The sequence below is a fragment of the Anaerosacchariphilus polymeriproducens genome (assembly GCF_003363435.1).
Taxonomy (GTDB): Bacteria; Bacillota; Clostridia; order Lachnospirales; family Lachnospiraceae; genus Anaerosacchariphilus; species Anaerosacchariphilus polymeriproducens.
On record NZ_QRCT01000034.1, the window covers coordinates 209,120 to 222,737 of the forward strand.

The 13,618-nt window shown below is 31.8% G+C and carries 13 protein-coding genes; all 13 read right to left on the reverse strand.

The genetic code is table 11. The features are described from left to right. Positions 1-12: 12 nt before the first annotated feature. The 13 genes from DWV06_RS11895 to mutL all read right to left on the reverse strand — a co-directional run bounded on the left by DWV06_RS11895 (position 13) and on the right by mutL (position 13,611). Positions 13-1,119: an FtsW/RodA/SpoVE family cell cycle protein gene (locus DWV06_RS11895; RefSeq protein WP_115482400.1), complete on the reverse strand. Its 1,107-nt coding sequence runs from the start codon at positions 1,117-1,119 to the stop codon at positions 13-15. Between the two features lie 15 nt (positions 1,120-1,134). Continuing rightward, positions 1,135-1,410, reverse strand: coding sequence for a cell division topological specificity factor MinE (gene minE / locus DWV06_RS11900; protein ID WP_115482401.1), 276 nt, complete (start codon positions 1,408-1,410; stop codon positions 1,135-1,137). 2 nt (positions 1,411-1,412) lie between these two features. Further along, the gene (gene minD, locus DWV06_RS11905; RefSeq protein WP_115482402.1) at positions 1,413-2,210 is read right to left on the reverse strand and encodes a septum site-determining protein MinD; all 798 of its coding nucleotides are present in this window, start codon (positions 2,208-2,210) and stop codon (positions 1,413-1,415) included. A gap of 27 nt (positions 2,211-2,237) precedes the next feature. After that, positions 2,238-2,930 carry a septum site-determining protein MinC gene (locus DWV06_RS11910; protein ID WP_115482403.1) on the reverse strand — a complete coding sequence of 231 codons (693 nt, stop codon included), beginning with the start codon at positions 2,928-2,930 and terminating at the stop codon, positions 2,238-2,240. A 30-nt stretch (positions 2,931-2,960) separates the two neighbouring features. Further along, positions 2,961-5,846: a penicillin-binding transpeptidase domain-containing protein gene (locus DWV06_RS11915; RefSeq protein WP_115482404.1), complete on the reverse strand. Its 2,886-nt coding sequence runs from the start codon at positions 5,844-5,846 to the stop codon at positions 2,961-2,963. After that, on the reverse strand, positions 5,839-6,357 hold the full coding sequence (gene mreD / locus DWV06_RS11920; protein ID WP_115482405.1) for a rod shape-determining protein MreD: 519 nt from the start codon (positions 6,355-6,357) through the stop codon (positions 5,839-5,841). The genes DWV06_RS11915 and mreD overlap by 8 nt, the downstream gene beginning before the upstream one ends. 1 nt (position 6,358) lies before the next feature. Next, the gene (gene mreC / locus DWV06_RS11925) at positions 6,359-7,216 is read right to left on the reverse strand and encodes a rod shape-determining protein MreC (protein WP_115482406.1); all 858 of its coding nucleotides are present in this window, start codon (positions 7,214-7,216) and stop codon (positions 6,359-6,361) included. 19 nt (positions 7,217-7,235) lie between these two features. After that, on the reverse strand, positions 7,236-8,255 hold the full coding sequence (gene mreB, locus DWV06_RS11930) for a rod shape-determining protein (protein WP_115482407.1): 1,020 nt from the start codon (positions 8,253-8,255) through the stop codon (positions 7,236-7,238). Between the two features lie 30 nt (positions 8,256-8,285). Then, positions 8,286-8,987 (reverse strand): RadC family protein, encoded by a 702-nt coding sequence (gene radC / locus DWV06_RS11935; RefSeq protein WP_115482408.1) that lies wholly within the window; start codon positions 8,985-8,987, stop codon positions 8,286-8,288. Positions 8,988-9,044: 57 nt separating this feature from the next. Beyond that, positions 9,045-9,305, reverse strand: coding sequence for a DUF4321 domain-containing protein (locus DWV06_RS11940; RefSeq protein WP_115482409.1), 261 nt, complete (start codon positions 9,303-9,305; stop codon positions 9,045-9,047). A gap of 149 nt (positions 9,306-9,454) precedes the next feature. Beyond that, positions 9,455-10,750 (reverse strand): methionine gamma-lyase family protein, encoded by a 1,296-nt coding sequence (locus tag DWV06_RS11945; RefSeq protein WP_115482410.1) that lies wholly within the window; start codon positions 10,748-10,750, stop codon positions 9,455-9,457. A 25-nt stretch (positions 10,751-10,775) separates the two neighbouring features. Continuing rightward, entirely contained in the window at positions 10,776-11,720 is a 945-nt protein-coding gene (gene miaA, locus DWV06_RS11950; protein WP_115482512.1) for a tRNA (adenosine(37)-N6)-dimethylallyltransferase MiaA, read from the reverse strand. Positions 11,721-11,736: 16 nt separating this feature from the next. Continuing rightward, positions 11,737-13,611 carry a DNA mismatch repair endonuclease MutL gene (gene mutL, locus DWV06_RS11955; RefSeq protein ID WP_115482411.1) on the reverse strand — a complete coding sequence of 625 codons (1,875 nt, stop codon included), beginning with the start codon at positions 13,609-13,611 and terminating at the stop codon, positions 11,737-11,739. Positions 13,612-13,618 lie beyond the last annotated feature (7 nt).

Sequence of the window (13,618 nt, forward strand, 5' to 3'; positions counted from 1 at the left end):
TTTTCCCCCTATCTAATATTTTTTGGGTTGCAATCCTACATTCAAAACTAAGCCCATTCCAATAAATAAACTTATAAGCGAGCTCAAACCATAACTAACAAAAGGTAAAACTAACCCTGTATTAGGTAATAGCCTCGTTACAACACTGATATTAATAAAACTCTGAAAAGCAATTAAAGCGGCCATACCACAACATATCATAGTTCCAGTTTTATCCTTAGCATTTTTTCCTATCCAAATACATTCTAACACAATTAATAACAAAAGACCAATAACAACGCAGCCTCCAACAAATCCCAATTCTTCTCCTACGACAGAAAATATAAAGTCTGTATGAGATTCTGAAACAAAATCACCATTTTTTACAGAAGATATCATTGTATTATTTAGACCTTTTCCGAATAGCTGACCTGAGCCTATTGCCATGATAGAGTTTTTTTGTTGTAATGTCAAATCTAAATATAGTTTATTTTCCGGATGAAGCCATGCCATGATTCTGCGAAACTGATATCCTTGTAGTAAAGACTGATTTGGTTGTAGAATTATACTAATAAAAATTCCGGCTAAAGGAACAAATAATGCAAAAATGCAACCAATTATTTTAGGGCTAAGTCCTGCAATATATATAATTACACAAAATATAAGTGCCACTACAATACTTGTAGATAAAGCTGGTTGTTTTAATATTAATAACCAGGGAATCAATATTAAAATACCAGTTAACGCTAATGTTTTCAATGTATTTAAATCATCAATATGTCTATTAAAAAATTCTGCAAAAAATATAATTAATAGTATTTTCGATAACTCAGATGGCTGAAAACGGAAACCAATATCTATCCAACGTGTTGCGCCACCTGCATCATCGCCAAAAAACCTAACTAGTAATAAAAATCCTATATTTGCAAAATATAAAATCCAGTAATAATTTAAAATATACTTATAATCAATCAAAGATATCACAATCATTACACAAAGTCCTAAAATAACTCCGAATAATTGCTTGTTTTGCACTGCTTTTAAGGCGCTTCCTACAACAAAAACACCTATTGTACTAAGAGCCATTATTAAAATTATGAGTCTAAAATGATAATCTTTAAGTTTATATTGTTTTAACATATTAATACACCTGTTTTATTCTTTTATTGTTTGTATAGTTTTTATCGGTATATTCGCATACAACCTTGGCATACGATACATACTGTTGCTTTTATTTTCTTGTATTATTTGGACACTAGAATTTTGGGTATCTATCTCCATATATTTTTGTACGACCTGTAGAATCTCTAATTGAATATGATTCAACACATCTGGTGGACAATTAACTCGTTCTGAATAAATTAGTAGTTTTAGTCTTTCTTTTGCAACATTTCCTGAATAAAGTTTGCGTTTAAAACGAAGAAATCCCATTTTCACCCTCCTATTTTACTAAATATGCCTGTGAACTTTTTAAAAAATCCAACACGTTTATTAAAGTCAATAAATGGGACTTCTTCTCCCGTTATCCTCTGGGTAATATGTAAAAAAGCTTGTCCAGCCAAGGTATCTGTGCCAACAATTGGTTCCCCCTGATTGGTTGAAATGACAACCTGGTCATCATCTGGTACAGCTCCGATAAGATTAATTGGCAGGATATCCATGACATCTTCAATTGACATCATTTCTCCACGCCTAACCATATCCAATCGCATTTTGTTTATCACCATATCCAGCTTTTTAATTCCGTTAGATTCCAATAGACCTATAATACGATCAGCATCTCTAATTGCTGAAACTTCAGGGGTAGTAACAATAATAGCACGGGTAGCACCGGCAATTGCATTTTGAAATCCTTGTTCTATCCCTGCCGGGCAATCTAATACAACATAATCAAATTCTTCTATTAATTCATCTGTTAGCTTTTTCATTTGTTCCGGTGAAACTGCTGTTTTATCTTTTGTCTGAGCTGACGCGATTAAATACAGATTGGAATGCTCTTTATCACGAATTAATGCTTGTTTTAAGCGGCAATTTCCTTCCACAACATCTACAAGATTATAAACAATTCGATTTTCCAATCCCATAACAACATCTAAATTTCTTAGTCCAATATCTGTATCGATTAAAACTACTTTCTTTTGTAATTTGGCCAATCCTGTTCCGATATTAGCACTGGTGGTCGTTTTACCGACCCCGCCTTTTCCTGATGTTACTACAATCACTTCACTCATTTTTATATCCTCCTAATACATATTGAATTATTGTTCGTTCTGTGTATTTTGATTGAAGATATCTTTGGTTATGGAATCAACAATAATGGTTCCATTTTCAATAAATGCGATCTTAGGTCCCACAACTGACTTTTTAGTAAATTTAAGAAGTCCTGATGGCTTTAGAGGGTTTCTGGAAATTATATCAGCTATTTTAATTTGTACCGGTTCCATAGAAAGTGCCACTACAAATGCTTCTTGGTTTCCGGTAATTCCAGCATATACTTTACCATATAATGAACCAATAATTATAATACTTCCTTTAGAGTAAACTTTTGCACCGGCTTCTACCGAACCAAGAATAATAACACTGGTTTCAGATTCCAATACTTGACCGGTTTGTAAATTTCCCTTATAAAAATGGCCACAATTTGATGCAACTTCTTCGATACGTTCTTCCAGTTTTTGTTTAAAATACTTTTCTCTTTCCTCATCTTTATCAATTACACACATGATATTTAATCCGGAATAATTTGTAATTGTATTCAGTATTTCAAATGTTTGTTCTTCTGTAAGCTGCCTTCCTTCAAAAGATACTACCATTTTCGCATTTTTAAAAAACCTGGCAGATTCTTTAAATTTATCGATTATGTCTTGTAAAAGTTGTTCATATGGCAACTCATCATCTAGAAATACGGATATTCCATATTGATTACTCTTAATAATAACTGAATTGCTCATCTTGTTCCTCCTAATTTACCTGCTAATTTACTAATCACCACCGAGATTTGTATTGTTTGTCTTAGCTTCGCCATTAATTAAAGTATTTTCATCTGCTATTTTATAATAATATCGAATGACATCGCTCATAAAGTCAGCTGCATTTGAAGAAGAATAACCAAAGGCAATACGTGTAGCAAATGCAATGTCAGGACTAGCTCCAGGTGTATTTTGTGAAGAATAACCAACAAATAAGGCATGATTTGCTCTTGTAGTGATTTGTTGTGCAGTACCTGTCTTTCCTGCTAATGTTATAGTATTATTGATATCACTAAAAATATCTTTGTGTTCTTTATTAACAACTAGCTTCATTCCTTCATGAACTGCATTCCATGTACTCTCTGAGACATCGTCCAGTTGACTATGAATTTTTGGTGTGTAATCTTTAACAAGCTTGCCTTTATTATCTTTTACTTTATCAATTAGACTTATATCATAACATGTGCCGCTATTGGCGACTGTAGTCACATATCGTGCCAGCTGGCTGGTCGTATAAGTATGATTTCCTTGACCAATAGCAGATGTGACAGGGTACTCATCTGACATATGTGGTTTTGTTTCCGGTATCTCTATTCCTGAATATTGATCCAAACCAAACATTGCGGCATATTTTTGTAACATGGAAATACCTTGATCTTGATTATAAGTACCATTCACAGAACTCAATTGATATCCAACTTCATAGAAGAAATAGTTACAGGACACTTCAATTGCCTGACTTACATTAATTGATCCATGTGTTTGATGACCTTTTTTATATATCCAACATTCTGGTGAAGGTTTTATTTTTTCAAACTTACCTAAATCTTTAATTTCTTTATAAGGGTCAATTTTTCCTTCTGTTAGACCTGCAACAGCTGTAACCATTTTAAAGGTGGAACCAGGTGCGGTAGTTTCTTGTGTAGCATGATTATATAAAGGTAAAGATAAATCTTTATTTAATTGACTAAAATAGGCAGAATCAACTGTATTTGCCAAACGGTTATTATCATATCCGGGATACGATACAGCCGCTAATATTTCTCCGTTATTCGGATTTGTAATAACACAGGAACCGGAGCATGGATCTAATGCTAATTGACCTGGTGTTATTTTAAGTGTCTTAATTTGTTCCTTCATAAATGTATAAGGATCTAACTCACCGGATGCAAGTTGTGTTTTCGATGCATCATTAGAATCAAGTACACACTGATCATATAGAACCATACAAATATCTACACCAGATACAATATGATTTTGAATCAAACTTTTATAAACTTTCTTATGAAACCCGGTATCTTCCCTGAGTGTTTCTTGGATATAAGCAAGCAATGCTGTATAAATTTCAGAAGAATCCGCATATTTGGAATCCACTTTAAGTTTAGAAATATCAATCCAATTTTGGGCAATTGCATATTGAAGATACTCTTTAAAGCTAATTTCTTCTTTCTGCCAAATTAAATAAGTTTCATCTGCAGTATCAATTGAATCCTTTAATAGAACTTCATTTGTTTTTAACATAGATTCAATATAACTGATATAAGACTGCATTTGGGTTCCTGAATCCTTATAGGATGGAGGGGCTTCAGAAATCAACTGGTTATTAATTTCATTTAAAGAAGTATCTAAGTGAGTTAGGAATGACTGGTATAAACTTTTTTCAGATTCCGATGCATTTTCCAGGCTGAATCGGCTAATATCAATTACATTATTGTTAATTAGAGCATTATATACATGGTCAATAGAAATATCCAAATCACTTGCAGATTTGTTTTCATTTGAGCTATTAACTTGATCCATAGAGGCATTAATAATTTTATTATATAAAATACCAGCTAATTTTTGTTCCAACATTTTGTATACAGCAATTTGTAAATTTTTATTTATACTTAAGTAAACATCATTTCCTGAAATGGGATCTACAGTTTCCGCTGTTTCTATTACTTTTCCAACATTGTTTACATATAAGGTTTCGGAACCTTTTTTTCCTTGTAATTCAGATTCCATATTACTTTCAATTCCAGCCTTACCTATGACATCATTCATATCATATGTTTTTTTCTCTTTATTAAGTTCTTCCAATTCTTCTGTAGATACTTTACCAGTGTAACCAATAATAGATGCAAAGTATTCACTGTCAACATATTTGCGTATCGTACTTTCTTCAATGTCTACCCCTTGCAGTTCATTTTTATTTTCTTTAATTAAGGCTACTGTTTCCTCCTTAACTTGTGTAGCTATTGTTGTACCTACATACTTTTTGAATCTGTTTTGATACATATTATATCGGATATTTAAAATTTTTAACGCATCTTTTTTAGAATACTTATCTGAAATGCCATACATATCCTTACTACATAAATGTTCAAATAGTCTTGGAGCAGATATTTTAGCTTCATCTACTTTTAATTTTTTATTGTATTCCAAACTATCTATCGATTTATAACCAAATATATCTGCTAAAAATCTTTTGAGCTTTGTTCCTTCTACACTATATTTCAATTTATTATTATCAATAATTATATTGAAATCACTTACTATCGTTTCACCATTTTTTTCTAGCATTTTAATGGTATCATATATAATCTTATTTAATTGTTCGTTCTTTTCAGCCATTTTGTTATAATTTCCGCTATCGACGATTGTAACCGAATAAGCTAATTCATTATAAGCAAGCAATTCTCCGTCTCTATCATATATATTACCTCTTGTACTGGGGATTTCTTTTTCCTTTTTTATTGTCATGGTAAAATCTTTCATATACTGTTCACCATTTACAATTTGAAGTTTAAATAAACGGAGAATCAACACAACAAATAATAATACAAACGTAACTGCTAAAATAAAGAATCTGGATTTTACGATACTTAGTATTACTTCTTTTATATAATTAAACAAACTTACTTGCACTCCTTTTTTCACTTTCTTCCAATTTATTGTTTATGAACAAGATCACTCGATACAAAACAAGAGTTACGAGTATTGTATAAACTAATTCTGGAATAATTATGTGCATCAAATAATAACCAAATTCATATCTTTTCCTAAATAAAAACAAGAAAAAGTATATTAATATTCCATAAAGAAAATCACTTCCTGCAATTAATGCCATAGGAAGTTTTACATCTTCCGGATAGAAAATCTTTTTAAAAAATCCATTGAAATAACCTATATACATATACATTAAAGAATAAAAACCTATTACTTCACCATAAGAAATATCTACTAATAAACCCGAAAAAAATCCAATTAGCAAGCCTGATTTTTTTCCACGCATGAATCCAAATGATGAAACAATTACAATCAAAAGATTTGGTGAAATATTAGCCAGTGCAAGTGATTTAAATACTGTACTCTGCAATATAAAGCAAGCACTGATTAGCAGAAAAACTACTATTTTGCGTTTCACTTTATTTTCCACCTTTCTCTTTTAAATCAGTAATGACCAATACCTCTTCTAAGTGTTCAAAATCTACTACCGGTGTAATGTATCCAGATTTTGTTAAATTGTTTGAACCGATTTTTATTTCTGTAATGTAACCAATCGTTATTCCTGGTAAAAATTTAACACTTATATTGGAGGTGACAACTTCAGCGCCTGAACTAACCTGATTATCTGGATCTTTTAAATCAGTGAATTTAACCATTTGTTTTTCATTCATGTCCATTAATCCGCCTTCAACAAAACATCTGTCTGAAGTTTCCAACGTCATTGCACTTAATTCACTTGCATCATCTATAATAGATCTTACTTTCGCCCAGTTAGGACCTACATCTATTATAATACCGACAAGACCACTGCCGGCCATGACATTCATATCTTTTTTTATACCATCATCAGAACCTTTATCGATCATGAAAACACTGAACCAATTACCCGTATCTTTTCCGATGACTCTGGCACCGATTTTTTTGTAGCTTGTATATTTTTGATCTAATTTATAAAGTTTTCTTAATCTATCGAGTTCAAATTTATCTTGTTGTAAATTACTGTTTTCGATTGAAAGTTTATCTACTTGTGCTTGTAATTTTTCATTTTTTTTCATCACATCCCGCAGTTTATTTAAATCATCTGCTTTGTCACTGAAAAATGTCCCAATCCGATTGATTCCTTTTTGAACCGGCACATATATATATCCAGATACAGTTCGTAAAGAACCGGTAGAAATATTTGTACGAAATGAAATAAAAATCATAATGATACAAAGTAATGAAATTATCATCAAAATATATTTACTCGGCATAGAAATTTTAGATTTCTTTTTCATCCTATTCCCTCAATTCGTTCTATTTATAACTTTTATATTTCATGAAATAAGCGAGTTCATTCAACTCTTTATCTGTTGCTATCTTCATTAATCCTCTTACTACACTTTCGGATGGCTGAGGTCCTGTGTTAACTTCCAATCCGGTAATTGTTTTCATTAACTGGTTCAAGTCCTTTAATTGGGATGCACCACCTGTAAGATATATTCCATTTTCTATAATATCAGAAGAAAGTTCAGGCGGAGTTTTTTCTAAAATTATTTTTACTGCATCCATAAGTTGTTTGATATGCTCAGTCATTGATTGATAAATCAGATGCGATTCAATTTCCATCTGAACAGGTAGTCCTGTTACAATATCTCTTCCAACAGCTTTCATAGTAATGTTTTCACTCTCAATAACTGTACCTAAACTTTGTTTTAACATACGTGCTGTTTTATTTCCGATAATTAAATTATATTTCTTTTTGATGGCAGATGCAATTGCCAAATCTAATTTATTTCCTCCTAATTGTAATAATTTGCTTAATACAATACCGCCTAAAGATAATACAGATATTTCTGTTGTATCTGCCCCAATATCAACAACCATAATTCCCTTTGCATCCTTTACATTCAAGCCAAGTCCTACTGCTGCAGCTATAGGCTTTTCAACAATTAAAACATTTTTTGGCTTTGATTTGGTACCTTTTGCAACATCTAAAAAAGTCTTCTTCTCAACTTCTGTAATGTCCGTAGGAACAGCAATCACAAATTCTGCCCCTCTGCAGTTTTTTCCGTTGCTGGATTTTTCTATAAATTTATTCAACAGCATCTGCATATTTTTATAGTCTGCAACAACTCCATTAAACATTGGAAAAGATACATCGATAGCTTCAGGTGCTTTTTCAAACATATCATATGCTTCGTCTCCAAAACCATAGACATTCCTCTTGTTTTCAATTGCAATAACATTTTTTTCATTAATAATTTTATCTGTTGCCTTGTTGTAAAGTTTGATATTACTTGTCCCAAGATCAACCCCAAATATATTGTTTATCATTCTTTACTCCTTCCATAGTTCCATTTTCTTTTATGAATCCATTAGATTTTTTTCTTTTAGGCTGGTATAACAGAGATCTCCGATAATTATATGATCTATTAATTGGATTCCTATCAGATTTCCTGCCTTCTGCACCCGCTTAGTCAGTATAATGTCTTCAGTGCTGGGTGTAGGATCACCACTGGGATGATTATGTAATAAAACTACATAAACTGCTTGACTTCTCAATGCTTCAATAAATAACTCCCTTGGGGATACCAGTGAAGCATTCACTGTTCCTATATAAACTGTTTTTTCGCCTAATAGTTTATTTTTTGTATCAAACATCAATAAGACAACTTGTTCTTGTTCAATATGCCTTAACTCTTCCATATAATATTCTGCGATCGAAGATGGCGATGTTAACTGAATCAGATTTGATGCTTTTGATTTTGCAATTCTCTTTGATAATTCAGCGATACATTTTAATTTTGCAGCTTTTACTTTCCCAACTCCTTTAATTCTCATCAGTTCGTCATTAGACATATTCAGAATTCCTAATATGCTCGGAAAAGAATTAGAACTTTGTAGAATTTCTTGGGAAAGATCAATTGCTCTAAAACCCTTTGTTCCAGTATTTATTATAGCAGCAATTAGCTCTGCATCGGATAGAAATTGAGGACCTTTTGTTAAACATTTTTCATAAGGTCTCTCACATTGCGGCAAATCCCGCATTGTAAAATGATTATTCATACTTCCTCCTATTACTTCATCTCTCTGTAAATCTGTAAATAGGAATGGATAATGATATTAGAGAATTTTATAAACAAAGACTGCTATAAAAATACCTGCAATACTTGCTATCGTAATTTTTATTGTTAATCCAAATGTTATAACTAAAATCCCTAAATTTAGAACAACTGGATTGGCTAATCCAAATGCTTGTCCATAATTTAACCAACTTAAAAATGATACATTCTGTGTTAAGGTTCCTAAAAATCCTCCTAGTACAATTCCTGCTAATAAAAGTAAGAATAAGGACCATAAATTTTTGTCTTTTGCACCTCTCATATAATGTCCCCTTTCGCACAAACTTCAATAAGTTTACATACATTTATTATGTAAACTTTGTTAGGTATGCACATTTTACAAATTATTTTACCATATTCTTGATTTATTGTATACCTAATAATTGTTAATTTTGTAAATCAGGCAAAAACTTATTTTGGTACTTTGACAATGTTTGCATCAATAAGTTTTTGTAATGACATTAAAATACCTAATTTGGCATGATACCACGTTAAGCCTCCCTGAAAGTAAACTGCATAGGGCTCCTTTATTGGACCATCTGCACTTAATTCTATAGAAGAACCTTGTACAAATGTCCCTGCAGCCATTATAACATCACTGTCATATCCAGGCATAGCCCAAGGTTCTGGTATAACGTAACTATCTACAGGTGCAGCAGCTTGAATACCTTTGCAAAACTCAATAACAGCTTCTGGTATTCCAAATTCAACAGCTTGTATGATATCATGTCTGCTTTCAATAGAATCAGGAATAACCTTAAATCCCAGTTTTTCATAGATATTAGCAGCAAATATTGCACCTTTTAATGCTCCGCCCACTACAACTGGAGCCTGAAAAAATCCTTGATAAAATGATTGCATGGTTCCAAGAGAAGCTCCAACTTCTTTCCCCAATCCAGGAGAAGTCAAACGATAGGATGCATTTTCAACGTACTGTTTCTTTCCAGCTATATAACCCCCTATTGGCGCAAGCCCACCCCCGGGATTTTTAATCAATGAACCAACAATTAAATCTGCTCCAACATCTGTGGGTTCAATCGTTTCTACAAACTCACCATAACAATTGTCAACCATACAGATTATATCAGATTTAATCTTTTTTATAAACCTAATTAGTTCTTCAATTTTTTTTACTGATAAGGTAGGCCTTGTTTGATAACCTTTTGAACGTTGTATGGTAACCATTTTTGTTTTTGAAGTAATTGCATTCTTTATTCCATAAAAATCAAATTCACCATTTTCTAATAAATTTACCTGACGATATTTGATACCGTATTCAGCTAAAGACCCATTAGATGGACGAATCCCAATAACCTCCTCAAGCGTATCATAAGGCTTACCAACTGGAGAGAGCAGTTCATCTCCAGGTCTTAAGTTGCCGGATAAAGCCACTGATAACGCATGTGTACCACACGCTATTTGAGGACGTACCAATGCCGCTTCGGTGTGAAAGCAAGCAGCATAAACTTCCTCCAGCTTGTCTCTTCCTAAGTCGTTATATCCATATCCGGATGTCGATGCAAAGCATTCTGCACTTACTTTATGTTTTTGCATGGCAGAAATAACTTTAAGTTGGTTATACTCAACAACTTCATCAATTTTTTTAAAACGATCTGTTAAACATTTTTCTATTTCTGTTCCAAATTGAAATACATCTTTACAAATCCCCATTTCTTCATATAAATTTTCACTTTTGAGTAAATTCATCTTATCTCTTTCCTTTTGTTATGATTTAAATAATTTCTGTTGCTTTTATAAAATTTAACATATAGGATAAAATTTTATCATTATTAAAGTCAAAATGCTCTTTTTCAATCCATGTTATATTTTTCTCCCGGCGGAACCAAGTCAATTGCCTTTTTGCAAATCTTCTAGTATCTCGTTTTAATAAATAGACAGCTTCCTCTAATGAAATTTCTCTATTTAAATAAGATAGTATTTCTTTATATCCAAGTCCCTGCATAGAAACCATATCTTTCTTCATTCCCATTTTAGCAAGCATTTCAACTTCTTTCACTAATCCTTCTTCTAGCATTTTGTCTATTCTTAAATTAATACGTTCATAAAGAAGTCCGCGTTCTGTATTTAATACAAAATATGCGAAGTTATAAGGCGATTCTTTCAGATATTCTTCTTCATTATGTTCTGAAATTAATTTCTTCGTTTCTTTATAAAATTCTAAGGCTCTGATGATTCTTTTTGTATTATTTTCGTGAATAGAATCAGCGGCTTTTTTATCTACATTTTGTAACATTTCATGTAGAAAGGCTGAACCTTTCTCTTTTGCAATGTTTTCTAATTCGGAACGATATTCTAAATTTGTGTCAGTTTCGGTAAAATTAATATTTTTAAGTACCGCTTGTATATAAAAACCTGTACCTCCAACTAAAATAGGAATTTTACCTTTATTGTATATTTCCTCCATATATTTTTTTGCCAATTGCTGAAAAATCACAACATTGAACTCTTCGTCCGGTAAAATTTCATCTACCAGATAATGAGGGATACCCTGCATTTCATCTGGCGTAATTTTTGCAGTTCCAATATTCATATATTTATATACTTGCATAGAATCAGCTGAAATAATTTCACCATTTACTTTTTTTGCCAGCTGGATTGATAATTCTGTTTTTCCAACTGCTGTTGGACCTGTTAAAACAATAAGTGGTTTCTTCATAATCTTTCCTATCATATTATAATATTCTTTGAAATTTCTTTTCTAATTCATATTTTGACATTGAAATAATGGTTGGTCGTCCATGTGGACAATGATAGGGATTTTCTAATTCCATTAATTGTTCAATTAAATTCTGAGCTTCTAAATTAGAATATTTATGATTCCCTTTTACTGCCGCTTTACAAGACATAGATGCTATTTTTTCTAAAATGACATCTTCTGTAGCCGCACCTAAATTTTCAGCCAGACCATCTATTATTTCAATAAATAAATCTTTTCCTAATAATCCAAATAAATTGCTGGGTACTCCATTAATTATAAATTCATTGCCGCCAAAAGACTCAATGATAAATCCTATTTTTTCAAAAATTTTAAGATATTTGTTTAAAAGTTCCTGCTCTTTCATAGATAAAGTTATTAAGATAGGTGGGCTTATCATTTGGCTTGCATGTTCTTTAGAATCTAAAGACGCTAATGTTTTTTCATAAAGTACTTTTTCATGAGCAGCATGCTGATCCATAATAAACATTTTGTCTTGATATTGTATAATCCAATAAGTATCGAAAACTTGACCAATAATTTCATGTTTTGCTTTAGCCTCTTTTGATAATAATTTCCCATCAAATAATTCTAACTGTTCGGATTCTTTTTCTATTACAGGAGTTGTCTTTGATGATTCATTTGTTTCTAAAATTAAATTATTTTTTACTACTGGTACAGGTGTATCCGTATTGCTTATTGAAATATTCTTTTGATATAGATTATTTTCTTTAAAAGTCTCTAAGCGCTTTTTTTCAAAAGGTTCTGGAATAGCCGCCTGTTTTTGAATGAATTCTTTCATTTTACTAATTCTTTTATTTTCTGGTTTTTTGTTTGCACTTATTTCAACTTCCGGAATTAATTCTCGTTTTTGTAGTCTGTTATAGACTGTATCATGAATAAATTGATATATTTCTTCCTTATTACTAAAACGTAATTCCATTTTAGTTGGATGTACATTTATATCTAATAATTCACCCTTTATTGAAAAGTGCAGCACTGTAAAAGGATATTTATGCTGCATCATAAAATTCTTATATGCTTGTTCAATTCCTTTTGAAATTATATTGCTTTTTACATAACGCCCATTAATAAAATAATTTTCAAAATTCCGGTTTCCTCTGGAAATAACCGGCTTTCCTATAAAACCTTCGATTTTAATATCTCCAAGTTCTTCTTGTATTTCCAGTAACTCCTTAGAAATTTCTCTTCCATAAATGTGATATATAATATCCTTTAAATTGGTATTTCCGGATGTGTGAAGTTTAATCTGTCCATTATTGATGAACTTAAAGGAAATATTAGGGTGTGATAATGCTAATCTTTGTAAAAGTTCACTAATATAATTTCCCTCCGTTGTTGGTGATTTTAGGAACTTTTGTCTGGCAGGTGTATTATAAAAAAGATTTCGTATAAGAAAAGTTGTTCCATCAGGAGCCCCGATTTCTTCCATACTTTTTTCTTGACTACCTTCAATAATATATCGGACTCCCAGCAATTCTTTTGCAGGCTTCGAGATTAATTCCACTTGTGCTACTGCGGCAATACTCGATAATGCTTCCCCGCGAAATCCTAAAGATGAAACAGTCATTAAATCTTCTACTGATTGTATTTTGCTTGTAGAATGACGTAAAAAAGCTAATGGAACTTCTTCTTTTTTTATTCCACATCCATTATCTGTAATTCGTATAAAGGAAATTCCACCTTCCTTTATTTCTACGGTAATAGCTGTAGAACCTGCATCTATTGCATTCTCAACTAATTCTTTCACCACTGATGAAGGACGTTCTATTACTTCGCCTGCGGCAATCTTATCAATTGTTTTTTGATCTAATACTGCTATATTCGACATTAGAATT

Bases quoted from the DNA above. Each gene is read 5' to 3' on its own strand.
- DWV06_RS11895 (WP_115482400.1), bottom strand. From the start codon at position 1,119: ATGTTAAAACAATATAAACTTAAAGATTATCATTTTAGACTCATAATT.
- minE (WP_115482401.1), bottom strand. From the start codon at position 1,410: ATGGGATTTCTTCGTTTTAAACGCAAACTTTATTCAGGAAATGTTGCA.
- minD (WP_115482402.1), bottom strand. From the start codon at position 2,210: ATGAGTGAAGTGATTGTAGTAACATCAGGAAAAGGCGGGGTCGGTAAA.
- DWV06_RS11910 (WP_115482403.1), bottom strand. From the start codon at position 2,930: ATGAGCAATTCAGTTATTATTAAGAGTAATCAATATGGAATATCCGTA.
- mreC (WP_115482406.1), bottom strand. From the start codon at position 7,216: ATGAAAAAGAAATCTAAAATTTCTATGCCGAGTAAATATATTTTGATG.
- mreB (WP_115482407.1), bottom strand. From the start codon at position 8,255: ATGATAAACAATATATTTGGGGTTGATCTTGGGACAAGTAATATCAAA.
- radC (WP_115482408.1), bottom strand. From the start codon at position 8,987: ATGAATAATCATTTTACAATGCGGGATTTGCCGCAATGTGAGAGACCT.
- DWV06_RS11940 (WP_115482409.1), bottom strand. From the start codon at position 9,305: ATGAGAGGTGCAAAAGACAAAAATTTATGGTCCTTATTCTTACTTTTA.
- DWV06_RS11945 (WP_115482410.1), bottom strand. From the start codon at position 10,750: ATGAATTTACTCAAAAGTGAAAATTTATATGAAGAAATGGGGATTTGT.
- miaA (WP_115482512.1), bottom strand. From the start codon at position 11,720: ATGAAGAAACCACTTATTGTTTTAACAGGTCCAACAGCAGTTGGAAAA.
- mutL (WP_115482411.1), bottom strand. From the start codon at position 13,611: ATGTCGAATATAGCAGTATTAGATCAAAAAACAATTGATAAGATTGCC.